Annotated in this window: 22 protein-coding genes; 11 read left to right on the plus strand and 11 right to left on the minus strand. The window is 64.8% G+C overall.

Features of this window, described 5'->3' with window-relative positions; translation table 11 throughout:
* Positions 1 to 7 precede the first annotated feature (7 nt).
* Both thiE and J5M58_RS03995 read right to left on the minus strand, forming a co-directional pair.
* Positions 8 to 631: a thiamine phosphate synthase gene (thiE, locus tag J5M58_RS03990; RefSeq protein WP_207877227.1), complete on the minus strand. Its 624-nt coding sequence runs from the start codon at positions 629 to 631 to the stop codon at positions 8 to 10.
* A 13-nt stretch (positions 632 to 644) separates the two neighbouring features.
* Positions 645 to 1,442, minus strand: a complete 798-nt coding sequence (locus tag J5M58_RS03995) for a hydroxymethylpyrimidine/phosphomethylpyrimidine kinase (RefSeq protein ID WP_112253607.1) — start codon at positions 1,440 to 1,442, stop codon at positions 645 to 647.
* Positions 1,443 to 1,707: 265 nt separating this feature from the next.
* On the opposite strand from J5M58_RS03995, the gene J5M58_RS04000 reads away from it, so the two are divergent.
* From J5M58_RS04000 to J5M58_RS04015, 4 genes are all read left to right on the plus strand, one after another.
* Positions 1,708 to 3,696: a hybrid sensor histidine kinase/response regulator gene (locus J5M58_RS04000; RefSeq protein WP_207877229.1), complete on the plus strand. Its 1,989-nt coding sequence runs from the start codon at positions 1,708 to 1,710 to the stop codon at positions 3,694 to 3,696.
* 197 nt (positions 3,697 to 3,893) lie between these two features.
* Positions 3,894 to 5,546, plus strand: coding sequence for an acyl-CoA dehydrogenase family protein (locus J5M58_RS04005; protein ID WP_207877231.1), 1,653 nt, complete (start codon positions 3,894 to 3,896; stop codon positions 5,544 to 5,546).
* A 215-nt stretch (positions 5,547 to 5,761) separates the two neighbouring features.
* Positions 5,762 to 7,225: an AMP nucleosidase gene (amn, locus tag J5M58_RS04010; protein WP_112253604.1), complete on the plus strand. Its 1,464-nt coding sequence runs from the start codon at positions 5,762 to 5,764 to the stop codon at positions 7,223 to 7,225.
* Between the two features lie 6 nt (positions 7,226 to 7,231).
* Entirely contained in the window at positions 7,232 to 7,870 is a 639-nt protein-coding gene (locus J5M58_RS04015; protein WP_112253603.1) for a pseudouridine synthase, read from the plus strand.
* A gap of 136 nt (positions 7,871 to 8,006) precedes the next feature.
* On the opposite strand, the gene J5M58_RS04020 is transcribed toward J5M58_RS04015, so the two are convergent.
* Positions 8,007 to 8,210 (minus strand): DUF2788 domain-containing protein, encoded by a 204-nt coding sequence (locus tag J5M58_RS04020; protein WP_013974331.1) that lies wholly within the window; start codon positions 8,208 to 8,210, stop codon positions 8,007 to 8,009.
* A 54-nt stretch (positions 8,211 to 8,264) separates the two neighbouring features.
* Positions 8,265 to 8,741, minus strand: coding sequence for an Lrp/AsnC family transcriptional regulator (locus J5M58_RS04025; protein WP_003249795.1), 477 nt, complete (start codon positions 8,739 to 8,741; stop codon positions 8,265 to 8,267).
* Positions 8,742 to 9,135: 394 nt separating this feature from the next.
* Between J5M58_RS04025 and J5M58_RS04030 the strand changes: the two genes are divergently transcribed.
* Positions 9,136 to 9,921 (plus strand): DUF6515 family protein, encoded by a 786-nt coding sequence (locus J5M58_RS04030; RefSeq protein ID WP_207877233.1) that lies wholly within the window; start codon positions 9,136 to 9,138, stop codon positions 9,919 to 9,921.
* 209 nt (positions 9,922 to 10,130) lie between these two features.
* Here the strand turns inward: J5M58_RS04030 and J5M58_RS04035 are convergent, their stop codons facing one another.
* Positions 10,131 to 11,003 (minus strand): cation diffusion facilitator family transporter, encoded by an 873-nt coding sequence (locus J5M58_RS04035; RefSeq protein ID WP_112253601.1) that lies wholly within the window; start codon positions 11,001 to 11,003, stop codon positions 10,131 to 10,133.
* A 22-nt stretch (positions 11,004 to 11,025) separates the two neighbouring features.
* A complete protein-coding gene (locus J5M58_RS04040) occupies positions 11,026 to 11,445 on the minus strand; it encodes a hypothetical protein (RefSeq protein WP_046613202.1) in 420 nt (139 codons plus the stop codon).
* Between the two features lie 117 nt (positions 11,446 to 11,562).
* On the opposite strand from J5M58_RS04040, the gene hrpB reads away from it, so the two are divergent.
* A complete protein-coding gene (gene hrpB / locus J5M58_RS04045; RefSeq protein ID WP_112253600.1) occupies positions 11,563 to 14,091 on the plus strand; it encodes an ATP-dependent helicase HrpB in 2,529 nt (842 codons plus the stop codon).
* Between the two features lie 35 nt (positions 14,092 to 14,126).
* Here the strand turns inward: hrpB and J5M58_RS04050 are convergent, their stop codons facing one another.
* Positions 14,127 to 14,783 (minus strand): YciC family protein, encoded by a 657-nt coding sequence (locus J5M58_RS04050; protein ID WP_112253599.1) that lies wholly within the window; start codon positions 14,781 to 14,783, stop codon positions 14,127 to 14,129.
* Between the two features lie 166 nt (positions 14,784 to 14,949).
* On the opposite strand from J5M58_RS04050, the gene J5M58_RS04055 reads away from it, so the two are divergent.
* The 3 genes from J5M58_RS04055 (at position 14,950) to J5M58_RS04065 (ending at position 16,961) form a co-directional block, all read left to right on the plus strand.
* Positions 14,950 to 15,705: a DUF2076 domain-containing protein gene (locus tag J5M58_RS04055; RefSeq protein ID WP_207877235.1), complete on the plus strand. Its 756-nt coding sequence runs from the start codon at positions 14,950 to 14,952 to the stop codon at positions 15,703 to 15,705.
* Between the two features lie 162 nt (positions 15,706 to 15,867).
* The gene (locus J5M58_RS04060; protein ID WP_004576858.1) at positions 15,868 to 16,347 is read left to right on the plus strand and encodes an NYN domain-containing protein; all 480 of its coding nucleotides are present in this window, start codon (positions 15,868 to 15,870) and stop codon (positions 16,345 to 16,347) included.
* A gap of 8 nt (positions 16,348 to 16,355) precedes the next feature.
* Positions 16,356 to 16,961: a PolC-type DNA polymerase III gene (locus J5M58_RS04065; protein ID WP_207877237.1), complete on the plus strand. Its 606-nt coding sequence runs from the start codon at positions 16,356 to 16,358 to the stop codon at positions 16,959 to 16,961.
* Here the strand turns inward: J5M58_RS04065 and J5M58_RS04070 are convergent.
* Complete coding sequence (locus J5M58_RS04070) at positions 16,958 to 17,407, minus strand: Lrp/AsnC family transcriptional regulator (RefSeq protein WP_015271918.1); 450 nt, start codon at positions 17,405 to 17,407, stop codon at positions 16,958 to 16,960. The genes J5M58_RS04065 and J5M58_RS04070 overlap by 4 nt on opposite strands.
* 154 nt (positions 17,408 to 17,561) lie before the next feature.
* Here J5M58_RS04070 and yedA point away from each other — a divergent pair, with 154 nt between their 5' ends.
* Positions 17,562 to 18,482 carry a drug/metabolite exporter YedA gene (gene yedA, locus J5M58_RS04075; RefSeq protein ID WP_112253595.1) on the plus strand — a complete coding sequence of 307 codons (921 nt, stop codon included), beginning with the start codon at positions 17,562 to 17,564 and terminating at the stop codon, positions 18,480 to 18,482.
* A 55-nt stretch (positions 18,483 to 18,537) separates the two neighbouring features.
* Positions 18,538 to 19,869: a DEAD/DEAH box helicase gene (locus J5M58_RS04080; protein WP_207877239.1), complete on the plus strand. Its 1,332-nt coding sequence runs from the start codon at positions 18,538 to 18,540 to the stop codon at positions 19,867 to 19,869.
* Positions 19,870 to 19,903: 34 nt separating this feature from the next.
* On the opposite strand, the gene J5M58_RS04085 is transcribed toward J5M58_RS04080, so the two are convergent.
* The 3 genes from J5M58_RS04085 to J5M58_RS04095 all read right to left on the minus strand — a co-directional run bounded on the left by J5M58_RS04085 (position 19,904) and on the right by J5M58_RS04095 (position 23,021).
* Positions 19,904 to 21,145, minus strand: coding sequence for a TIGR03862 family flavoprotein (locus J5M58_RS04085; RefSeq protein ID WP_207877241.1), 1,242 nt, complete (start codon positions 21,143 to 21,145; stop codon positions 19,904 to 19,906).
* 148 nt (positions 21,146 to 21,293) lie between these two features.
* A complete protein-coding gene (locus tag J5M58_RS04090; RefSeq protein WP_061303542.1) occupies positions 21,294 to 22,208 on the minus strand; it encodes a histone deacetylase in 915 nt (304 codons plus the stop codon).
* A 126-nt stretch (positions 22,209 to 22,334) separates the two neighbouring features.
* Positions 22,335 to 23,021, minus strand: a complete 687-nt coding sequence (locus J5M58_RS04095; RefSeq protein ID WP_207877243.1) for a histidine phosphatase family protein — start codon at positions 23,019 to 23,021, stop codon at positions 22,335 to 22,337.
* Positions 23,022 to 23,168 lie beyond the last annotated feature (147 nt).

Genomic DNA, 23,168 nt, shown 5'->3' on the forward strand with positions numbered 1-23,168 from the left:
TCTCGAATCAGGATGCGAACAAGGCGTTGAAGGCGCGGGCGCGGCGGGTGACTTCCTGCGCGCTGTCGGCACCGAACAGGCCGTGGATCACCGCCAGCAGGTCGGCGCCATGGGCGACCAGCGGGGCGGCGTTGTCGAGGGTAATGCCGCCGATCACCGCGATCGGCAGTTTCACCTGGGCGCGGGCCTGCTCCAGCAGTTCGATGTTGGCAGCGGGTGCCCCCGGCTTGGTGACGGAATTGTAGAAGCGGCCAAAGGCCACGTAGCTGGCGCCTTCGCTGGCAGCCTGGGCGGCCAGTTCGAGGCTGGCGTGGCAGGTGGAGCCGATGATTGCCTGGCGGCCGAGCAATGCGCGGGCCGGGGTCAGCGGGCCGTCGGTCTGGCCCAGATGCACGCCGACGCCAAGGCGCGCGGCCAGTTCGGCGTCGTCGTTGATGAGCAGCTGGGTGCCATAGTGCTCGCAAAGCTTCAGCAGCCCTTCGGCTTCACGCAGGCGCCGCGCCGCGTCGTCACTTTTGTCGCGATACTGCAGCAGGCACACGCCGCCTTCCAGTGCCGCTTCGACATGGGACAGGAAACGGCCAGCGAGCAGCTGGCTGTCGGTGATGGCGTACAGACCGCGTAGCTTCATTGGAGGCCTCGTGTCAGGAACAGAAATCCAGCGGCAGGCGGCGCGGCACGAACTGGCCCTTGCCCAGCTGTTCGGCGTCACGCAGGGTGCGCCAGGTGTAGTCCAGGGCACTGCGGACGGCGCTTTCCAGCTGCTCGCCGAGGGCCAGACGGCCGGCCAGGGCGCTGGCCAGGGTGCAGCCCGAGCCGTGGTAGCTGCCCGGCAGTCGCTGGCAGGTCCAGGTGTGGCGCTGGCCGTCGCGGCTGTACAGGCGGTTGTGAATTTCGTCTTCGTCGCCGTGACCACCGGTAATCAGCAGGTGTCTACAGAACGGCAACAGTTTCTCGGCACACTCGTCGGCGGTGCCTTCGGGCAGTTCGGCAAGGATGCGGGCTTCGGGCAGGTTCGGCGTGGCGATGATTGCCAGCGGCAGCAGGCGTTCGCGCAGGGCATAGCCCACTTCGTCCTTGCCCAGTCGGCCACCACCACCGGCACGCAGCACCGGGTCGCAGACCAGCGGCAGATGCGGGTGGGCGGCCAGCAGTTCGGCGACGGTGTCGACCATCTCGATCGAACCGAGCATGCCCAGCTTGACGGCGGCCACCGTAGAGTCGGCCAGCACGGCGTTGGCCTGGGCCAGCACCCACTCGCGGTCGAGCACGCGGAAGTCGGAAACGTTGACGGTATCCTGCACGGTCAGGGCGGTCACTGCGGGTGCGGCGTGACAGCCTTGGGCGATCAGGGCTTCGATATCTGCCTGCAGGCCGGCGCCGCCACTGGGGTCGTGGCCGGAGAGACAGAGGACAACGGGGCGGGAGCTGTAGGTATTCATGGTCGGCGAGCTTACCACCAATCCCGTTTGGGCGGATCGTCCTACAAACGAGTTTTGTTGATCAATAGGTCAGGTTTCTGTCGGATTTCTTTCTGTAAGCGCCGATTTAGAGCCTTTTCTTTGTGTTTGGATGTGGTCGATTGCCAGGTTGCGAAGCTATGCTAGAGTGCTCGGATAACTCTACAAACGGGTTCTGCCGGATCGTGTCGTCTCAAACGGATGGGAGGCAACCGCGACTCGACTGGACAGGCCATGCTGGGGCTGTATGCGCTATTTGCTGATTGTGCTTCTGGGCTTGCTGCCCATGCTGGCCGGGGCAGTCGATTTCGACGACGCTACCCGGCATCTTCCGCTGGGCAAGGCCATGCAGGTTTATGAAGACCTCGATGGCAGTGCCAGCATCGCCCAGGTCACTGCCCCTGGGTTCGCCAAGCATTTTCGCCCCCACCATGAAGACGTGCTGAACGCCGGTTACTCCACCTCGGTGTTCTGGCTCAAGGTCGAACTGCGCCCTGTCGCCGCACCCGGCGCCGCCCCACGGCAATGGCTGCTGGAGTTGGCCTACCCGCCGCTGGACCACCTCGAGCTGTACCTGCCCGACAGCAGTGGCAGTTACCGCCTGGCCCGGCGCACCGGCGACGCCTTGCCCTACCAAAGCCGGCAGATCCTGCAGAACAACTACCTGTTCGAACTGCAGCTGCCGCCTGGCCAGGTGACCACCGCCTACCTGCGCCTGCACAGCCAGGGCTCGGTGCAGGCGCCGCTGGCGCTGTGGTCCGCCCAGGCCTATATGGAGGAGCAGCCCACGCGCCTGTATGTGCTGGGGATGATCTACGGCGTGTTGCTGGTGATGCTGGTGTACAACCTGTTCATCTACCTCAGCGTGCGCGATGTCAGCTACCTCTACTACATCCTCTATATCGCTTCGTTCGGCTTGTACCAGGTGTCGGTGAATGGCGCCGGTGTGGCCTACTTCTGGCCGGACAGCCCGTGGTGGGCGAATGCTTCGACGCCGTTGTTCATCGGTGCCGCTGGCCTGTTCGGCTGCCAGTTCGCCCGGCACTTCCTGCAACTGGGCAGCATCAGCCGTGGTTTCGACCGGCTGCTGCAACTGCTGATGCTGGGTGGCGCGCTGGTCATGGTGCTGGCGGTGACCATGCCCTACGGTGTCGCTTTGCGCATGGCCACGGTGCTGGCGTTGCTATTTACCGTGAGCATCTTCAGTGCCGGTCTGTATGCCTGGTGGCGTGGCTTGCGCGTGGCACGCTGGTTCATCATCGCCTGGACGGCGTTCTTGCTCGGTGGCCTGGTCAACACCTTGATGGTGCTGGGCTACCTGCCGAACGTGTTCATTACCATGTATGCCAGCCAGCTGGGGTCGGCGCTGGAGGTGGCCTTGCTGTCGCTGGCGCTGGCCGACCGCATCAACAGCCTGCGTGAGCAGCAGGCCCAGACCTTGCGTGACACGGGGCGCACGCTGGAGCAACTGAACTTGCAACTGGCCAGGAGTAATCGTCTGAAAGACGAATTCCTGGCCAGCGTGACTCATGAACTGCGTACGCCGATGAATGGCGTGATCGGCTCGCTGGAGCTGATGCAGACCCTGCCGATGGAGGCCGAGATGGCCCAGTACCACCGCACGGCGGTGGGGTCGGCCCAGGGCATGATGGATATGGTCGATGCCATTCTTACCCTGTCCGAACTACAGGCCGGCCGCCTGCGCGCGCAGCCGGCGCCGTTCAGCCTGCGTGACCTGCTGCAGGGCGTGCGTGCCGGTTATGCCGGGCAGGCTTTGGGCAAAGGCTTGTACTTGAGCCTGGACATCCCGGCCGATGTGCCGGACGGGTTGCTGGGCGATGCTCAGAAGCTGGCCCGCTGCCTGGGGTGCCTGGTGGACAACGGTTTGAAGTTCACCCACCAGGGCGGGGTGATGATCCAGGTGCGCGGGCGCCGGGTGGGGCCTGACGACCTGGCGCTGACCTTCATGGTCAGCGACAGCGGTATCGGCTTCGATGACCTCGACCAGGCGACCCTGTACCAGCGCTTCTTCCAGGTCGATGGCTCGATGACCCGGCGCTATGGCGGGCTGGGGATTGGATTGTCGATTTGCCGGCAGATGGGGGAATTGCTGGGGGCGCGGTTGTCGCATGAGTCGACGCGGGGGTTGGGGAGCCGGTTCGAGTTGAGTTTGAACATGGCTATTGCGCAGGTGCAGATGGCATCGAATGTTCTGCAGGCGCGACGGTCGCTTTAGAGAGTTGGGTTTTATGCGCTAAGTGCTCGCCACGACAATTGCAGCGTCTGGTAGATCCCTCACGGCGAACCCCTCTCAGCCCCGCTGCAACCCAAAGCCATGCCCCCGCCACATGTTTAGTCATTAATGCCACTTTGACTGACTCGTACAGAGTGCTTCACTGGGTCTCTCAAGCTACCCGGATCCAGGAGCCCCCGATGAACCTGCACCAGTACGCTGAAACCCACGAAGTCACCAACCAGCCACCGCCCCTCGACGGTGCCAACCTGTACCGCCTCGACCTGCCGCTACAGGAATGGTCGCGGCGTTTCGGTGCGGGTTGGGCCGAATCGCGGATCGATGCCTACGGTGCCCTGGCCGGCGGCCCGCTGATGCAGGCGGGCTTCCTGGCCAATGCGCACAAGCCGGAGTTCAGCAGCCACGACCGCTACGGCCATCGCATCGACCTGGTCGAGTTCCACCCTGCCTACCACGAACTGATGCGCACCGCCGTCGAGCACGGCCTGCCGTCGCTGCCATGGGCCGAACCCCGCCCAGGCGCCCATGTGGCGCGGGCTTCGATGACCTACCTGCACAGCCAGGCCGAGGCCGGTACCGGCTGCCCGCTGACCATGACCTTCGCTGCCGTGCCAGCGCTGCGGCTGCAACCCGAACTGGCCGAATACTGGCTGCCGAAAATCCTCGCCTGCGAGTACGACCCGCGTAACGTCGGCGACCGTCACAAGGCCGGAGTCACTCTGGGCATGGCCATGACCGAGAAGCAGGGCGGCACCGATGTACGGGCCAACACCACCCGCGCTTATCCGGTCGGCGCCGCTGGCCCGGGGCAGGCCTACGAGCTGGTCGGGCACAAGTGGTTCTGCTCGGCGCCAATGTGCGATGCCTTTCTGACCCTGGCCCAGACCGAAAAAGGCCTGAGCTGCTTTCTGCTGCCGCGTCACCGCCCGGATGACAGCCGCAACCAGTTCTATATCCAGCGCCTGAAGAACAAGCTGGGCAACAGTTCCAACGCCTCCAGCGAGGTGGAATTGCGCGGCGCCCTGGCGTGGATGGTCGGGGAAGAAGGGCGGGGCGTGCCGACCATCATCGAAATGGTGGCCATGACCCGCTTCGACTGCATGGTCGGCTCCAGCGCCCTGATGCGCCAGGCGCTGACCCAGGCGGCCCACCACTGCGCGCACCGCAAGGTTGGCGGGCGGCTGCTGAACGAGCAGCCGTTGATGCAGAACGTGCTGGCCGACCTGGCGTTGGAAAGCGAGGCCGCGCTGGCCCTGAGCCTGCGCATGGGGCAGGCGCTGGAGCAGCTGGAAGACCCGCAGCAGGCGCATTTCGCCCGGCTGGTCACGGCGGTGGGCAAGTACTGGATCTGCAAGCGCGCGCCGGCGATGATCAACGAGGCAGCCGAGTGCCTGGGCGGGGCGGGTTATGTGGAAGACAGCATCCTGCCACGGCTGTACCGCGAAGCGCCGGTGAACTCGACCTGGGAAGGCTCGGGCAATGTGCAGTGCCTGGACGTGCTGCGGGCCTTGTCCAAGGAGCCGGGCGTGCTTGATGCACTGTTCGCCGAGCTGGGCGATGGGCACGGGGACCCGCGCCTGGCGGCGCACATCGGCAACCTCAAGGGGGCGTTTGCCGACACTGGCGACATGCAGTACCGCGCGCGGCAGCTGACCGAGGATATTGCCCTGGCGCTGCAGGCCAAGCTGTTGCTGGAGGCGGGCAATGCGGCGGTCAGTGATGCATTCATCGACAGCCGCTTGACCGGCGGCGGGCGCGTGTATGGGGCGTTGCCGCGGGGTGTGGATGTGGAGGCATTGGTGGCCAGGGCGACGCCAGCACAGGACCTGTAGGAGCGGCCTTGTGTCGCGATAGGGCTGCGAAGCAGCCCCAGGGGATCAGCGCAGATGCACAAATTGCCGGGGCTGCTTTGCAGCCCTATCGCGACACAAGGCCGCTCCTACAGGGACCAGCGCTGGCCTGCTGATTAACACCGATCAATGGGGGTGTATTTAGCCAAGAAGGCAGGCAAGATGGTTCACATGCATGTCCAGACAGGAAGCACAGTGTGAGCCAAGCTTTTGTAGTCGTTGATACCCCCGAACAGGCCGTCGACCGTCTGGCGGCCCTGCATGACCAGGCCACCGGGGCCCTTAGCCAGGCCCTCAAGCGTTACCTGAAGGACCGTACCGAGCCGGGCGTCGAAGAGCGCGACCTGTTCCGCTACCCGGCGCTGCGCCTGACCTACTACAGCCACGGCGAAGTCGCCGCCACCACGCGGGCCTACGCCAAGGTCCAGGTGGCCGGTACCTACAGCGTCACCATCACCCAGCCGGCTGCTTTCCGTGGCTACCTGCTGGAACAACTGCGCCCGCTGATGCACGACTACACCGTCACGGTAGAGGTCGGCGTCAGCGAACAGAACATCCCTTACCCCTACGTGGTCGACCAGGGCGACGAGCTGGCCGGCAGCGGCATCACCGCCGCGCAGCTGGCGCGGGTGTTCCCCAGCACCGACCTGTCGGCTGCCACCGACAACATCGCCGACGGCCTGTATGACTGGGACAGTACCGAAACCCTGCCACTGGCGCTGTTCGATGCCGCGCGGGTCGACTTCTCGCTGCGCCGCCTGGTGCACTACACCGGCAGCGACTGGCGTCATGTGCAGCCGTGGATCCTGCTGACCAACTATCATCGCTATGTCGACCAGTTCATCAGCCACGGCCTCGACCAGTTGCGTGACGACCCGCGCTTCGTGCGCATGGTGCTGCCGGGCAACGTGGTGATCGAGAAGGGCATGGACCACGGTGAAACCCAGGCCCTGGTGGCCAGCGTGGTCTGGCACCGCTACCAGATGCCGGCATATCACCTGATCGCCGCCGACGGCGACGGCGTCACGCTGGTCAACATCGGCGTCGGCCCGTCCAATGCCAAAAACATCACCGACCACCTGGCCGTGCTGCGCCCGCATTGCTGGCTGATGATCGGCCACTGCGGCGGCCTGCGGCAGTCGCAGACCATCGGCGACTATGTGCTGGCACATGCCTACATGCGCCGTGACGGCATTCTCGACCGGGTGGTGCCGCCGAACATTCCGATTCCGGCCCTGGCCGAAGTGCAGCTGGCCTTGCAGGAAGCCGCCGCGCAGGTCACCGGCGAGCGTGGCGAACAGCTGAAGAAGCGCCTGCGCACCGGCACCGTGCTGACCTACGACGACCGCAACTGGGAGCTGCGCTGGGCCCAGGAGCGGCCGTTGATCAACCTGTCGCGTGCCGTGGCGGTGGATATGGAAAGCGGTACCATTGCCGCCCAGGGTTACCGCTTGCGCGTACCGTACGGCACCTTGCTGTGTGTGTCCGACAAGCCGTTGCACAGCGAGATCAAGCTGCCGGGTTCGGCCAACGCCTTCTATAACCGGGCGGTGAGCCAGCATCTGAAGATCGGCATTGCTGCCCTCGACCTGCTGCGCACCGAGCTCAACTCGCTGCACTCGCGTAAACTGCGCAGTTTCGATGAGCCGCCGTTCCGCTGAGGATCCATGTCACTGCCACCCCGTTCCAAGCCGCGCCGCCCCCAGGCGCGGCCTGCCACCGGCCTGCGTCGCCAGCCCAAGGCGCCACCGGCCGAGCCGCGCCTGATCCTGTTCAACAAACCGTTCGATGTGCTTACCCAGTTCAGCGACGGCGACGGGCGCGCGACGCTCAAGGACTACATCGACATCCCCGGCGTGTACCCGGCTGGGCGGCTGGACCGCGACAGTGAAGGCCTGTTGTTGCTGACCAACGATGGCGGCCTGCAGGCGCGCATTGCCGACCCGAAGCACAAGCTCGCCAAGACTTACTGGGTTCAGGTGGAGGGGGAGCCGAGCGAGGAGCAGTTGCAGCGCTTGCGCGATGGTGTGGAACTGAACGATGGGCCGACCTTGCCAGCCGAAGCGCGGCGCCTGGACGAGCCGGCGCTGTGGCCGCGCAACCCGCCAGTGCGTTTTCGCAAAAGCGTGCCGACCAGCTGGCTGGAGCTGGTGATTCGCGAAGGGCGTAACCGCCAGGTGCGGCGGATGACGGCGGCGGTGGGGTTGCCGACCTTGCGCCTGGTGCGGGTGCGGATTGGCGACTGGGCGCTGGATGGGCTGGAGCAGGGCTGCTGGCGCGAAGTCACGGCGAAGTTGCAGCGTTAGCGGGGGCCGCTTTGCGGCCCATCGCGACACAAGGCCGCTCCTACAGGTGCAGCGCAAACTCAGGCATTGTGCGATCCCTGTAGGAGCGGCCTTGTGTCGCGAAAGGAGCGCAAAGCGCTCCCGGCTTTCTTAAGCCTTACACCCCTTCGAGAAACCCCACCACCACGCTCTTGATGATAAAGGCCAGCACCCCCAGCCCCAGCACGAAGAACAGGATCAGCGTCCCGAACCGCCCGGCCTTGGACTTTTTCGCCAGGTCCCAGACGATGAAACCCATGAAACCGATCAACACGGTGACCAGGATGATCATCATCCACTCTTCGAATACGGCGGGATCCATCGGTGTTCTCCAGGCGGGTTGAGCGTCCGATTATACGCCTGCTGGCGCAGGCAATTAACGCAGGTGGGTCAAGGGCAGCTCGGTGCTGGCCAGCACCTGGTTCAGCACGAAGCTCGAACGTACGCTGGTGACGCCTTCAATGCGAGTCAGGCTGCCTAGCAGCAGTTTCTGGTAGTGGTCCATGTCGGGCACCACCACCTTCAACTGGTAGTCGGCATCCATGCCGGTGACCAGGCTGCATTCGAGCACCTGTGGCAGGTTGCGGATGGCCGCCTCGAAGGTTTCGAAACGCTCCGGTGTGTGGCGGTCCATGCCGATCAGCACATAGGCAGTCAGGCTCAGGCCCAGCTTCTTGCGGTCGAGCAGGGCCACCTGGCGCGAAATGTAACCATCGTCCTCCAGTTGCTTGACCCGACGCGAGCATGGCGAAGGCGAGAGGCCGATGCGTTCGGCCAGTTCCTGGTTGGAAATGCGCGCATCGCGCTGCAATTCGGCGAGGATGCTCAGGTCGTAGCGGTCAAGCTTGCTCATGGTTTATGCCTTTTCTGTTCGGATTGCTGCGAATTATCAATCCAGGGTGAAAAATTGCGCAAGTGCTATTTATCCGAGCAATCTTCGCAATCATCTGCCGGACTCTGTCCGGTATCTTTATCCACAGAATCACTGCCCGGACATCAGTCCACGGCGACGCGCCCTAGGCGGGCGGTCGCGGCCAGCCATCCAACAGGATCTGCAGGCCCCCGGGCTACACACCTTCCAGAAGACGGTGTGAGGTGAGCCGGCGCCACAAGTGCCGAGCACGGACGACAATTCCTGAAGGGAGGCCCTGCGGCCTCCCTTTTTTCATGGCTGGAAATTTAATTGGCCTGCGTTCCGGGCGCGGTAGACTGGCTGTGGTTGCCTTATTTCTACCGAGAGGAACAGCATGAAGTCGCGCATCTGGCAGTTGGCAGGTGTTGGTGTGTTGGGGTTGAGCATCAGCCTCGGGGCCGTGGCCGAAGGGCCGGTCGAGGGGGCGCCCGGCCGCTCGCTCAATTCGCGTGACGAAGTGCAGCAGACCCAGCCGCCACGTCAGGGCTATTACCAGGACATCCCCCGCCGCCATGGTGATAACCGCTACTGGGAAGCCGGTGGGCCGGGGCAACGGCCTGGCGGTGACTGGCAGGGGCGCCCGGACGGTCATGGCAATGGTTGGGGGCCGGGGCCGCAGTATCGCCCGGGGCATACCATCGATCATTTCCCGGACCGTTACTGGAAAGTGCCTTATCGTGGCGATGACTACTTCTACTCCGGTGGGTACTGGTATCGCCCCCATGGTGGCCGTTATGTCGTGGTGACCCCGCCCCATGGCGTGCGGGTCGACTACCTGCCGCCTTATGCGCGGGAAGTCTGGCTGGGCGGGGCGCTGTTCTTCCTGGTGGCCGATACCTACTACCAGTACCTGGCCGACAGCCGCGAATACGTGGTGGTCAACCCGCCGGTTGCCACGCCGACACCTGTCGGTGGCGGGTATGATGTGGTGGCCTACCCTATGTCTGGGCAAGGGCAGGAACAGCAGGACCAGGACCGCTACCAGTGCCACCGCTGGGCGGTGAGCCAGTCAGGCTTCGACCCGGCAACGGCAACTTATGCACCGCCGGCCAATGTGGCGGACAACTACCGGCGGGCGCTGGGCGCTTGCTTCAGTGGCCGAGGCTACAGCATCAACTGATGCGGGACACGTCCCTGCGATGGACCTGTATGCCTCACGTATTGATTGAAGCCGGCGCAGAGCCCTGTGGGAGCAACTGTCTTGCTCAATTTCTAAAAGCTGGCGCGTTCCCTGTGGGAGCGGGCTTGCCCGCGAACACGGGCGAAGCCCGTGCCATCCACCGCGGTGTCTTCTTTGCGTAACCCTCTCGCACAATTACGCTCACTGACTCACACCGGGTCGGCATGCACCATCACATCCGCCTGTGGATAACGCTGGCGGATCACCCTAGAGGCCTCCACGCACAAGGCGTGCGCTTCATGCAGCGGCAATTGCCCCGGCATCTCCAGATGCAACTGCACGAACCACTGATTGCCCGACACCCGCGTACGCAGGTCGTGCACGCCCTTGACCCCGGGAATGGCCAGCACCAGCGCAGCCATGTCCTCGCCAACATCGCCGGGCAGTTCCTGGTCCATGAGGATGGCCGTACTCTCCCGCGCGATCTGCAGCGCGCTCCAGAGGATATAGACAGCGATGCCCAGGCCGAACAGGGCATCCAGCTGCGGCCAGCCAAAGCGTGCCAGCAGCAGGGCCAGCAGGATGCTGCCGTTGAGCAGCAGGTCCGAGCGGTAGTGCAGGGAGTCGGCCCGCACCGCCGTGGAGCCGGTCAGTCGGATGACCCTGTGTTGCAGTGCCAGCAGGGCAAGGGTCAGCACCAGCGACAGCAGCATTACCCCGATACCGACGGCGGTATCGCCCAAGGGTTGCGGGGTGTGCAGGCGTTCAACCGCCTGCACCCCGATCAGCACCGCACTGACCCCGATGAACAGCGCCTGCGCCATACCGGCCAGGGCCTCGGCCTTGCCATGGCCGAATCGGTGGTCGTTGTCGGCCGGGCGCAGGGCATAGTGCACGGCCAGCAGGTTGAGAAACGAGGCAACGGCATCCAGTGCCGAGTCGGTCAGCCCGGCCAGCAGGCTGACCGAGCCGCTCAGCCACCAGGCCAGCGCCTTGCTCAGGACCAGTATGCTGGCCACTGCCAGCGATGCGCGAGTGGCCAGGCGTAGCAGGCGCTGGTGTTCAGCCGGGGTGGTCATCATCCGTGGGCGGTGTCCTTGTGCTTCAGGCTGCAGGCACCAGGCCCAGGCTGGCCAGCTGCTCGATGCTGCCGCGATGCTGAATGAGCCGTGGGTCGTTCAGCGGCAGGCGCTGGCCCAGTTCGCTTTCCAGAATGGCTTGCAGCTTCAGGTTGTCGACCTTGCCATCGGGGCTCACGGCCTCGCGCAGTTTGACCGGGTCGACCTGAGCCGAGCGCCCGCCTGGGTAATAGATGGCGCCGGTGGCGAAGTCGATACCGAAGGCGATCAGCCCCGGGATTACGTAGAACAGGATGCCGATGGCATCCATTGCGGCAACCACAGGGTCGATCTTGCCGCCGATCTGGCCGCGCCGTTCCGGGTACAGAATGGTGCCGCAGGCCGTCAGTTGGGTCAGCAAGGTGACGATGAGGGCGCCACCGATGACGCGGGATGGGATGCGCATGTGAAAACTCCGAAAAGGTATTCAGCAGGGCAAGCGAAACGCCTGCACCTGAAGCTAAGACCATGATAAGGCAGCTTGGGTTCGCCGTTATACTCGCCGGACTGTTCGAGGACCACCATGATTTCATTACCGATCGATGCTGTCTTGCCCGCCTTGCGCCAGGCCCTGGAAAACCGTGACGAAGTGGTGCTCGAGGCGCCGCCTGGCGCCGGCAAGACCACCCGCGTGCCGCTGGCGCTGCTCGACGAGCCCTGGCTGGCTGGGCAGAGCATTCTCATGCTCGAGCCCCGGCGCCTGGCTGCTCGCGCGGCTGCTGAACGGCTGGCCAGCGAGCTGGGCGAAAAGGTCGGCGAAACCGTGGGCTATCGCATCCGCCTGGACAGCAAGGTCGGGCCGAAAACACGCATCGAGGTGGTGACCGAAGGCATCCTCACCCGCCGCCTGCAGGCCGACCCGGCGCTGGAGGGTGTGGGGCTGGTGATCTTCGACGAATTTCACGAGCGCAGCCTCGATGCCGACCTGGCTTTGGCATTGAGCCTGAATGGTCGGGAACTGCTGCGGGACGATCCGCCACTGAAGGTTTTGCTGATGTCCGCGACCCTGGAGGGCGAGCGCCTTTCGCGGCTGCTGAATGATGCCCCGGTGGTCAGCAGTGAAGGCCGCATGCACCCCGTCGACATCCGTTGGGGGCGGCCTTTCCAGCCGGGCGAGTTCATCGAGCCACGGGTAGTGGACAGCGTGCTGCAGGCACTGGCTGACCAGACCGGCAGTGTGCTGGTGTTCCTGCCGGGTCAGGCCGAGATCCGCCGGGTGCACCAGAGCCTGCAGGAAGCATTGGGCGAGCGCCCCGAGGTCCTGCTCTGCCCGTTGCATGGCGAGCTCGATCTCGACGCCCAGCGTGCGGCCATCGACCCTGCGGCCGAGGGCCTGCGCAAGGTGGTGCTGGCCACCAACATAGCCGAGACCAGCCTGACCATCGACGGCGTGCGCGTGGTGATCGATGCAGGCCTGGCCCGGGTACCGCGCTTCGACCCTGGCAGCGGCATGACCCGCCTGGACACTCAACGCATCTCCCGTGCCAGCGCCACCCAGCGCGCCGGCCGTGCCGGCCGCCTGGAGCCCGGCGTGTGCTATCGCCTGTGGTCCGAGGCCCAGCATGACCAGCTGGCCGCCCACGGCAGCGCCGAAATCATGCAGGCCGACCTGGCCGGCCTGGCCCTGCAACTGGCGCGCTGGGGTGTGACGCCCGAGCAATTGCGCTGGCTCGACCAGCCCCCCACGGCCGCTTTCGCCCAGGCCCAGGACCTGCTGGCGCGGCTCAATGCCTTCAAGCCTGGCAGCCGTGACAACCTTAGCGAACACGGCCAGGCCATGGCCGAGTTGCCGGCGCATCCGCGTATTGCGCATCTACTCTTGCGCGGCCAGGACCTGGGCCTGGCACAGATGGCCTGCGATGTGGCGGCGCTGCTGGGCGAGCGGGATATCCAGCGCGGCGGCGGTGCTGATTTGCACAGCCGCCTGGCGCTGGTCAGTGGCGAGAGCAAGGCCGCCCGTGGCAGCCACGGCGGTGTGCAGCGTGCGCGCCAACTGGCCCGCCAGTACCGTGGCCTGCTGCGTGGCAAACCAGGCTCGCCGGTTGCAGACCCTGATCACCCGCGCTGGCTGGGCGCACTGCTGGCGCTGGCCTACCCCGACCGCGTCGCCCAGCAGCGCCGCGAGGGCGGTGCGGAATATCGGCTGGCCAACGGCCGTGCGGCGCTGTTTGCCGAAGTCGACGCACTGATGAAGTGCCCGTGGCTGGTGATCGCCGACCTGGGCAGCCGCCAGGGCCAGCGCGAAGAACGTATCTACCTGGCTGCCGAGTTCGATCCGGCGCTGCTCGAGGGCGTGCTGGCTGAACAGGTCGAGCGGGTCGATATCCTCGATTGGGACGAGCGCGAGCAGGTGTTGCGCGCCGAACGCCAGGTCAAGGTCGGCGAGCTGGTGCTCAGCCGCGAACCGCTGGCCGGCCTGGATGACGAAGCGCGGGCTCGCGCGTTGCTTGGCCTGGTCCGGCGCAAAGGCCTGAACCTGCTGAGCTGGACTCCCGAGCTTCGGCAATGGCAGGCGCGCGTGGCCTTGCTGCGTCAGCTGGACCTGGCCAAGGACGGCCACAGCGAATGGCCCGACCTTGCAGACGAGGCCTTGCTCGCCAGCCTGGAAGACTGGTTGCAGCCTTACTTGGGCAAGGTGTCGCGCCTCAGCCATTTCGCCGCACTGGACTTGCCGTCGATGCTGCGCAACCTGTTGCCCTGGCCGCTGCCGCAACGCCTCGAAGAGCAGGCCCCTGCGCACCTGACGGTACCGTCCGGCTCGAACATCCGCCTGGACTACAGCGAAAACCCGCCAATCCTCGCGGTGCGCCTGCAAGAGCTGTTCGGCCTGGCCGATACCCCATGCATCGCCAACGGCCGCCAGCAGGTCAAGCTGCACCTGCTGTCACCGGCACGCCGGCCGGTGCAGGTAACTCAGGACCTGGCCAATTTCTGGCGTACGACCTATGCCGAGGTGAAGAAAGATTTGAAGGGGCGTTATCCGAAGCACTATTGGCCGGATGACCCGCTGGTGGCCGAGGCAACGGCACGGGCCAAGCCTCGAGGGACCTGATAACAGTGAGTTCCGGTCAGCGATGAGCCTGGGCATTACGCCCCGGCTTCACCTTCCAGCAACATGAACAGGCGGTACAGCACTACGGTGCTGAACAACTGCAGGAAGCCGCTGAGGCTGTCCATGGCCAGCTCCATGCCTGGCGATGGCTCGGGGAAGGCCATCAGCAGCAGCCCGTCGATCAGCCAGATGGGGGCCAGCACGCCGACAACACAAATCATGATGCGCATGAAGTGCCCGGTGGTCATGCTTGCACTGTCGCGCATCGACTGCACCACCGGCCGGCCGCGCAGTACCAGCAGGTACTCGGCGAACACCAGGTTGATCATGATCCACACGCCCGGGAAGATGAACAGCGCAAGGCCGGCCATGATCAGCAGCGAGCTGATCAGGATCAGCAGGGCCAGCTGTGGCCACAATTGCAGGGCGCGGGCGAACAGGTCGCGCTTGGCGATTTCCTGGCCGTTGCTGCGGGTGTCGAGGTACAGGATCAGCGCGGCGCTGTACAGCGGGTAGAACAGCAGGCTGACCAGCATGCCGTAGGCCGGCGATGCCTGATCGCCCATCTGTCGGTACAGCAGCTGGGTGAGCAAGGCTTCCAGCACCACCAGCGGCAGGCACAGCTGGAGGATGTTCGGCAGGTGGCGGCGGAAGAAGTACAGGGAGTCGCGCAGGACGCTCAGCGGGTTCATCGGTCTACATCGCATGGCAGTAAAAACAGGGGCATAACTTTAGCCCAAAGCAGGCCTGGGGCTGTCACTTGCTGAAAAAAGTTTCACGCCGCCGGTGATTGAATCCCACGCCTGTACGCCCCATCTTTGACGCTGTCCGTTGTCCGCTACCCCACGAGGTCGCCCCATGAATACTGAAGAACAAACCCTGATCGACGGCCTGTTCGGCCGCCTCAAGCAAGCCGAGGACCCTAGCCAGCCACGCGATGCGCAGGCCCAGGCATGCATCGAGGAACACGTACGCCAGCAGCCGGCGGCGCCTTATTACATGGCCCAGGCGATTCTGGTGCAGGAGGCGGCGATCAAGCGCCTCGACGAGCAGAACAAGCAATTGGAAGCCGAACTGAAGCAGGCTCGTGCCCAGGCCGAGGCCGCCCGTGCCGGCAGCGCGCCGAGCAATGGTGGTGGTGGTTTCCTGTCCAGCATCTTTGGTTCGTCTGGGCGCAATGCGGCCCCGGCCGTGCAACCGCAGCGTCCCGCTGCAGCCCCCGTGGCATCTGGCGGTGGCTGGCGTGAGCCGTCGGCGCCGGGCTTCTCCCAGCCACAAGCGCAGCAGTCTGGCTTTGCCGCTGCACCGGCACGCAGTGGTGCCAGCAGCTTCCTCGGCGGCGCGATGCAGACTGCGGCCGGTGTGGCGGGTGGTGTGTTGCTGGCGCAGGGCATCAGCAGCCTGTTCAACCACAACTCGCAGCCGGAGGAGGTAGTAGAGGTGATCAAGGAAGAGCCGGCGCCGGCCAGCGACAGCGGTGGCTGGAACGACTCGGGGGCGCAGCAGCAGGTGGCTGACAACGGTGGTTGGGGCAGCGACCAGGGTGGTTATGCCGACAGCGATTATGGCAGCGATGATGGCGGGTTCTTCTCGGACGACGATTCGTACGTCTGACAGGTCTGGCATACTGCTCGCAGTTTTGGGGGCGCTTTGCGCCCCTTTCGCGACACAAGGCCGCTCCTACAAGGGTACGCGAACCCCTGTAGGAGCGGCCTTGTGTCGCGAAAGGGCTGCAAAGCAGCCCCCAGCATTCCAGGCCGACCAAGGGGTTCCAAGGTGAAAAAGATCGCGCTGTTCGCCGATGTGCAGAACCTCTACTACACCGTGCGCCAGGCCCACGGCTGCCATTTCAACTACACCGCCCTGTGGGCCGATGTCAGCCGCGAAGGCCAGATCGTCGAGGCCGTGGCTTATGCCATCGACCGTGGCGACAGCAAGCAGCAACAGTTCCAGCAGATCCTGCGCAACCTAGGTTTCGATGTGCGCCTCAAACCCTTCATCCAGCGCAGCGATGGCTCGGCCAAAGGTGACTGGGATGTGGGTATCACCCTGGATGTGATCGACGCCGCCAGCCGCGTCGACCAAGTGGTACTGGCCTCCGGCGATGGCGATTTCGACCTGCTGCTGGAGCGGGTGATACAGCGCCATGGCACCGAGGCAGTGGTGTATGGTGTGCCCGGGCTTACCGCACTGTCGCTGATCCGTGCCGCCACCCGCTATGTGCCCATCGAGGGTGCGCTGTTGCTAAAACACTGAGATTTTTCATGGAACGTATCGCTGTCATCGACTTTGAAACCACCGGCATCAGCCCCGGCGCCGGCTGCCGAGCTACCGAGGTGGCGGTGGTGATGCTCGAGGGCGGGCGCATCGTCGAGCGTTACCAGAGCCTGATGAACGCCGGCGTGCCGGTACCGGCCTTCGTCGCCGGGCTCACCGGCATCACCACCGCCATGCTGCGCAGTGCACCGCCGGTGGACAAGGTGATGAACGAAGTGGCCGAGTTCGTCGGTAATACCCCGCTGTTGGCACACAATGCCGCCTTCGACCAGAAGTTCTGGGACTACGAACTGAGCCGCATCGGCCGTAACCGCAGCCAGGCCTTCGCCTGTTCCCTGCTGCTGTCACGGCGCCTGTTGCCGGCGGCGCCGAACCACAAGCTGGGCACTCTGACCCGCTGGGCCGGGCTGCCGGATACCGGTACCGCGCACCGGGCCATGGCCGATGCCGAAATGGCCGCCAACCTGCTGCAACACTTGGCTGGAGTGCTGCGCCAGGGCCATGGTGTACAGCAACTCTCGCACGACCTGCTCTGCCGCCTGCAGAAAACCCCAGCCGCGAAGGTTCGTGAAACCCTGGCCAGGTTCTGTTAGGGCTTCTTCTCCAGTTGCGCCAGCGGCACCCGCCGCTCCACAGCGCTTGAGAGAATGATCGACGTCTTGCTGAAGCCGAACTGCGCGACCCGGTTGATCAGTTCTTCCAGCTCCGGCATCGAACCCACCGCTGCCTGCATGATGACGCAGGGGTCGCCGGTTACCCGGTGGCATTCGGTCAACTGGGGGATCTGGGTCAACGCTTCATAGGCTTGCTGGTTGCCGTGGCTGGCCAGGCGCAGTTCGATCACGCACTGGATCGGCAGGCCGATCTTGCTCATGTCGACCTTGGCCTGGTAGCCGGTGATAACCCCGCTGGCCTCGAGCTTGGCCACCCGCTCGGCCACTGCCGGCGCCGACAGGTTCACCTGGCGCGCCAGTTGCGCGAAGGTGGCGCGGCCATTGTCGAGCAGGGCGGCGAGCAGCATACGGTCGTACTTGTCCATGGGTTATTCCCGTCTTGTTTCGATTCTATTGAAAAGCATCCGAATAACCATGCAATGCAAAGTGTTCGGGTGATTTAAAGTTGTTTTGTAACTTAAGTTTACCCGGTGGCCTTTCTAAACTAAGCCACCCGTAAACGGATTTCGAGTGTTTCCCATGCCTGCCTCCCGTCGCTTCCCGTTGTTGCTCATTGGCGCTTTCCTGGCCTTGTACCTGGTCTGGGGCTCCACCTACCTGTTCATTCGCATAGGCGTCGAAAGTTGGCCACCGATGCTCATGGCCGGGGTGCGTTTCCTGATTGCCGGGGGCCTTCTGTATGGCTTCTTGCGCTGGCGCGGTGTGCCGGCACCGACCTGGCCGCAGTGGCGGGCTGCGGGGGCGATCGGTTTTCTGCTGCTCAGCTGTGGCAACGGTGGCGTGACCGTGGCCGAGCATGCTGGCGTAGCCTCAGGCGTGGCGGCGTTGGCGGTGGCGACGGTACCGCTGTTCACCTTGCTGTTCGGCCTGCTGTTCGGGCACCGCAATTCGAAGCTGGAGTGGGCAGGGATCGCCTTGGGGCTGGTGGGTATCGGACTGCTGAACCTGGGCTCCAACCTGCAGGCAAGCCCGATTGGTGCTGCGCTGATCATTTTTGCGGCAGCGTCGTGGGCATTCGGCTCGGTGTGGAGCAAGACCTTGCCGCTGCCCCAGGGGCCCATGGCCAGCGCCGCGGAAATGCTGGTCGGTGGCGCTGTGCTGCTGCTCGGCAGCGTGCTGTCTGGCGAGCGCATGACGCAGATGCCGACCGCTGCCGGCTGGGGGGCACTGGCCTACCTGGTGTTCTTCGGTTCGATCCTGGCGTTCAGTGCCTACATGTACCTGCTCAAGCACGTGCGCCCGGCAGCTGCCACCAGCTATGCCTATGTCAACCCGGCAGTGGCCGTGCTGCTGGGCATCATCTTTGCCGGTGAGCAGATCGGTGCCGAAGAATGTGTGGCCATGGCGGTGATCATCGGCGCGGTGGTGCTGATCGGCCTGCCGCAGTGGCGCAAGGCACCTGAGCCGGCGCAGCCGTTGAAAGGCGAAATCTGCAAGTAGACAGGGGCGATGCGGTAAACTTGCCGCCTTCGCTGAACCCCCTGACGGTATTGCCATGAATTTCGCCAAACTCGGCCTGATCGAACCGTTGCTGCGCACCCTGCAGCAACTGGACTACACCACCCCGACGCCGGTGCAGGCCAAGGCCATCCCCGCCGTACTGGCCGGCCGCGACCTGATGGCCGCGGCCCAGACCGGCACCGGCAAGACCGCGGGCTTTGCCCTGCCTGTGCTGCAGCGCCTGGCGCTGGAAGGCGAGAAGGTGGCCGGCAACTCGATCCGCGCGCTGGTGCTGGTGCCCACTCGTGAGCTGGCCGAGCAGGTGCACAACAACGTACGCGAGTACGCCGAGAACCTGCCACTGAGTACCTATGCGGTGTATGGCGGGGTCAGCATCAACCCGCAGATGATGCGCCTGCGCCGTGGTGTCGACCTGCTGGTGGCCACCCCCGGGCGCTTGCTCGACCTGTTCCGGCAGAACGCCGTGAAGTTCAACCAGGTGCAGACCCTGGTGCTGGACGAAGCCGACCGCATGCTTGACCTGGGCTTTGCCGAAGAGCTGCAGTCCGTGTACGCGGCGCTGCCACGCAAGCGCCAGACGTTGCTGTTCTCCGCCACTTTCTCCGACCAGATTCGCATGCTGGCGGGGCTGGCCCTGAATGACCCGCTGAGCATCGAAGTCAGCCCGCGCAATGCCACGGCCACCAGCGTCAAGCAATGGCTGGTGCCTGTGGATAAAAAGCGCAAAGTCGACCTGTTCTGCCACCTGCTGCGCAAGCAGCGCTGGAAGCAGGTACTGGTGTTCGCCAAGACTCGCAATGGCGTCGATCAACTGGTGGAGCGCTTGCTGGCCGAAGGTGTGAATGCCGACGGTATCCATGGTGACCGCCCGCAAGCCACCCGCCAGCGCGCGCTGGACAGCTTCAAGGCCCGCGAAATCCAGGTGCTGGTGGCAACCGATGTGGCGGCTCGCGGCCTGGATATCGATGACTTGCCGCTGGTGGTCAACCTTGACCTGCCGATCGTTGCCGAGGATTACGTGCACCGCATCGGGCGTACCGGGCGGGCCGGCAACAAGGGTGAGGCGATCTCGCTGGTGTGTGCCGATGAAGTGCAACTGCTGGCGGCGATCGAAGTGCTGACCCGGCAGACCCTGCCCCGTCATGAAGAGCCGGACTTCATCCCTGACCACCGGGTGCCGATGACCGACGCCAGTGGCCAGGTGATCAAGAAACCGAAGAAGCCCAAGAAGCCGAAGGAAAACAGCGCCAAGCGCGGGTTGGGGCGCTGGATGGACAGCGCTGAAGCAGGCAGTGCGGAGCCGGCGGTGAAGGCGGTGCGCAAGGTGCCGAGCTTCAATGGTGGGCCGCGCAAGCGTAAGCCGTAGATTCGCGGCCTACACGGTCCCTGTGGGAGCGGTGTCAGCCTCGGGATTTGAGCCAGCTTGCCGCCGCCCGCCCGGCGCGCAACCCGCTGGCAAAGCACGCGGTCAGCAAATACCCCCCGGTCGGCGCCTCCCAGTCCAGCATCTCGCCGGCACAGAACACCCCCGGCATGCCCTTGAGCATCAAACCCTCATCCAGCCCCTCGAAACGCACCCCACCCGCGCTGCTGATTGCCTCGTCCAGTGGTCGTGTGCGCACCAGCGTTATCGGCAAGGCCTTGATCGCCTTCGCCAAGGCATCAGGGTCGGCAAAGGTCGCCTGATCGGTCAGCTCGCGCAACAGCGCCGCCTTGACCCCATCGATACCCAGCTGGCTGTGCAGGTGCTTGGCCATGGAGCGCGAACCCCGTGGTTTGGCCAGCGCCCGGGCAATCTTGTCCACAGGCTTGTCCGGCAACAGGTCTAACAGCAACACCCCATGGCCCTCACGGTTGATGGCCTCGCGCACCGGCGCTGACCATGCATACACCAGGCTGCCTTCCACACCCTGCGCGGTCAGGATGAACTCCCCCTTGCGCGGCGCGCTGCCGGGAACGCTGAGGGCAATGTTCTTCAACGGCGCACCGGCGAACTTGTCCTTGAGCAACGCGCTCCAGCCTGCCACTTCAAAACCACAGTTGCTGGGCTGCAGGGGCGAGATATCCACAGCTCGTTCGGCCAGCAGCGGCTGCCAGCTACCGTCCGAGCCCAGTCGCGCCCAGCTGCCGCCACCCAGCGCCAGCACCACCACGGCGGCCTTCACCAGCCGCTCGCCTTGTGGATAAGCAATCCGCAATGCACCTTCGGCATTCCAGCCCAGCCAGCGGTGGCGGGTGTGGATAACTACCCCGTTGTCGCGCAGGCGCTTGAGCCAGGCGCGCAGCAGTGGCGCGGCTTTCATGTCGGTGGGGAACACCCGGCCCGAGGTGCCGACGAAGGTTTCGATGCCCAGGCCGTGGATCCACTGGCGCAAGGCGTCGGCATCGAAGTCTTGCAGCAGCGCAGCGATTTCGCCCTGGCGCTCGGCATACCGGCTGACGAACGCCGGGTATGGCTCGGAATGGGTGATGTTCATGCCACCGACACCCGCCAGCAGGAACTTGCGGCCTACCGAAGGCATTGCATCGAACACCTCGACCGGCAGGCCCGCCTGGGCCAGTGCTTCGGCAGCCATCAGGCCGGCTGGGCCGCCGCCGATGACGACAGCGAGAGGAGGGAAGGCGGGGCTCAGATCAGGCATGGTGGGCAGCAGGCTGTGGAAAAGAGGCGCATTCTAGCGCAGCGCGGCCTGTGGAAGCACTGATCAAAAAATGATCACTACTCTGCAGGCCTTGTTTGTAAAGGGCTGCAGCGCCTTTCCCGCAGGTTATCCACAAGCGGTTCCACAGTCATTGTGAACAACCGATGACGCGCGCCGCGCTGTGATGAAGGATGCCATGGCGCCTGGCCAGCGCTGCGCGGTCCTTGCTGTAGCCACCGCCAATCACACCCACCACCGGGATGTCGCGGCCCAGGCAGTGGCGCAGCACCGCTTCGTCACGGGCGGCAACGCCTGCATCGGTCAGTTGCAGATAGCCCAGGGCGTCATCCTTGTGCACATCGACCCCGGCGTCATACAGCACCAGGTCCGGTCGATAGAGGGGCAGCAGGTAGTTGAGGGCGTCGTCCACCACCTTCAGGTAGGCCATGTCGCCCATACCGCGGGGCAGGGGGATGTCCCAATCGCTTTGTGCCTTGCGCGCCGGGAAGTTCTGTTCGCAATGCAGCGACACGGTGATGGCGTCTGGCGTGTCGTGCAGTATGCGCGCGGTGCCGTCACCCTGATGCACATCGCAGTCGAAGATCAGCACCCGGTGTACCCGGCCAGCCTCCAGCAGGTAGTGGCTGATCACGGCCAGGTCGTTGAAGATGCAAAAGCCGGCAGGGTGGTCGTAATGGGCGTGGTGGGTGCCGCCGGCAAGGTGGCAGGCAATGCCGTGCTGCAGCGCCATCTCGGCGCTCAGCAGCGAGCCGCCTACGGCGCGCACGGTACGCCGGGCCAGGGCCTCGCTCCAGGGCAGGCCGAGCCGGCGCTGGTCCTCGCGCGACAGGTCGCCATTCATGTAGCGCTCGATGTAGCTGCGGTCGTGGGCCAGGGCAAGGATGTCGTTGGGGCATATGTCCGGGCGCAGCAGGGCCTGGTCGGTGGTGAGCCCGCTGTCGATCAAGTGGTCGTGCAGCAGGCGGAACTTGTCCATGGGGAAGCGGTGTTCGGCGGGGAACTCCGGGCTGTAGTCTTCGTGGTAGATCAGCGGCAACGGCATGGGTGGGGTCGCAATCGGGGCCAGTGCTGATCTTGCCATGGCTGGAGACTGCTGTGGGAGAACCTGCCTGGCATCAATCTCCTGGCCAGCGCCGCTCCTACAGGGCGTGTTTGCCGCGAGGGGGCGTTATTTCGTGGTACTGGCCAGCACCCGTTGCCAGTCCGGCTCGTTCAGGCGACCGAGGATGCGCGCCTTGCCATTGCCATCCACCGAAACGAACAGCGCACTGGCATAGCCGCTCTCACGCTCGCCCCCCGCAACTTTCTGCTGGCGGGCAAAATGGTCGATGCAGCCGTTGTGGGTCACCAGCACCAGGTTATGTCCCGGTCGTTTGTGTGCCAGCGCTTCACTGGCGAACTGGCTGTCACAGCTTTCCAGCCAGTCCCCACTGGCCACCGCCTGGCCAAGGATGAAATGCGCGGTTTGCCGTGTGCGCAGTTTCGGGCTGCTGAGCATGTCGGCGTTGTCCAGGCCCAACCGGTGCAACCCCTGGCCAACGCGCCCGGCAGCCTGGCTGCCGGCCACGGTGATGCCGGTGGGGTCGTCCAGGCACGGGCCGGGGGCGCTGTCGCAGCGCTCGGCGTGGCGGATCATCACGATCACCGCACCTTCGGCCCAGTCCTGCAGCAGGCCGCTGTCACTCAATTGTCGATCGTTGCCAAGCTCCACGATGTGCGTCCTCGTCGCCAGCCAGGTGCTCAACGCCGCCACGACCATGCACAGGCCAAGGGCGGCACCGAGGGCTTTGCGGGTCATGCGTCGCTTGCGCCGGGCGTGGATGGCAGGGTGCCCCAAGGTGTTGCTCGATAACATGTGTTGCTCCGTTGGCGTGATCGCGGCTGGCGCGACGGTGTTGCTGGCATCCTGCCAACTGGCCTGTCGGGGGGCGGTGAAGGGCGTGTGAAAATTGCATTCGGGCGCGCCGGCTGGGTGAAACCCGCACCCGCGCCTACGCTGTAA

The sequence above is a fragment of the Pseudomonas sp. 32_A genome, from assembly GCF_017490905.1.
In the GTDB taxonomy this organism is placed as follows: domain Bacteria; phylum Pseudomonadota; class Gammaproteobacteria; order Pseudomonadales; family Pseudomonadaceae; genus Aquipseudomonas; species Aquipseudomonas inefficax.

Bases quoted from the DNA above. Each gene is read 5' to 3' on its own strand.
- J5M58_RS04020 (WP_013974331.1), bottom strand. From the start codon at position 8,210: ATGGATCCCGCCGTATTCGAAGAGTGGATGATGATCATCCTGGTCACC.
- J5M58_RS04055 (WP_207877235.1), top strand. From the start codon at position 14,950: ATGAATACTGAAGAACAAACCCTGATCGACGGCCTGTTCGGCCGCCTC.
- J5M58_RS04070 (WP_015271918.1), bottom strand. From the start codon at position 17,407: ATGGACAAGTACGACCGTATGCTGCTCGCCGCCCTGCTCGACAATGGC.
- thiE (WP_207877227.1), bottom strand. From the start codon at position 631: ATGAAGCTACGCGGTCTGTACGCCATCACCGACAGCCAGCTGCTCGCT.
- J5M58_RS04000 (WP_207877229.1), top strand. From the start codon at position 1,708: ATGCGCTATTTGCTGATTGTGCTTCTGGGCTTGCTGCCCATGCTGGCC.
- J5M58_RS04065 (WP_207877237.1), top strand. From the start codon at position 16,356: ATGGAACGTATCGCTGTCATCGACTTTGAAACCACCGGCATCAGCCCC.
- J5M58_RS04035 (WP_112253601.1), bottom strand. From the start codon at position 11,003: ATGATGACCACCCCGGCTGAACACCAGCGCCTGCTACGCCTGGCCACT.
- J5M58_RS04005 (WP_207877231.1), top strand. From the start codon at position 3,894: ATGAACCTGCACCAGTACGCTGAAACCCACGAAGTCACCAACCAGCCA.
- yedA (WP_112253595.1), top strand. From the start codon at position 17,562: ATGCCTGCCTCCCGTCGCTTCCCGTTGTTGCTCATTGGCGCTTTCCTG.
- J5M58_RS03995 (WP_112253607.1), bottom strand. From the start codon at position 1,442: ATGAATACCTACAGCTCCCGCCCCGTTGTCCTCTGTCTCTCCGGCCAC.
- J5M58_RS04025 (WP_003249795.1), bottom strand. From the start codon at position 8,741: ATGAGCAAGCTTGACCGCTACGACCTGAGCATCCTCGCCGAATTGCAG.
- J5M58_RS04040 (WP_046613202.1), bottom strand. From the start codon at position 11,445: ATGCGCATCCCATCCCGCGTCATCGGTGGCGCCCTCATCGTCACCTTG.
- hrpB (WP_112253600.1), top strand. From the start codon at position 11,563: ATGATTTCATTACCGATCGATGCTGTCTTGCCCGCCTTGCGCCAGGCC.
- J5M58_RS04030 (WP_207877233.1), top strand. From the start codon at position 9,136: ATGAAGTCGCGCATCTGGCAGTTGGCAGGTGTTGGTGTGTTGGGGTTG.
- J5M58_RS04050 (WP_112253599.1), bottom strand. From the start codon at position 14,783: ATGAACCCGCTGAGCGTCCTGCGCGACTCCCTGTACTTCTTCCGCCGC.
- J5M58_RS04015 (WP_112253603.1), top strand. From the start codon at position 7,232: ATGTCACTGCCACCCCGTTCCAAGCCGCGCCGCCCCCAGGCGCGGCCT.
- J5M58_RS04085 (WP_207877241.1), bottom strand. From the start codon at position 21,145: ATGCCTGATCTGAGCCCCGCCTTCCCTCCTCTCGCTGTCGTCATCGGC.
- J5M58_RS04090 (WP_061303542.1), bottom strand. From the start codon at position 22,208: ATGCCGTTGCCGCTGATCTACCACGAAGACTACAGCCCGGAGTTCCCC.
- J5M58_RS04095 (WP_207877243.1), bottom strand. From the start codon at position 23,021: ATGTTATCGAGCAACACCTTGGGGCACCCTGCCATCCACGCCCGGCGC.
- J5M58_RS04080 (WP_207877239.1), top strand. From the start codon at position 18,538: ATGAATTTCGCCAAACTCGGCCTGATCGAACCGTTGCTGCGCACCCTG.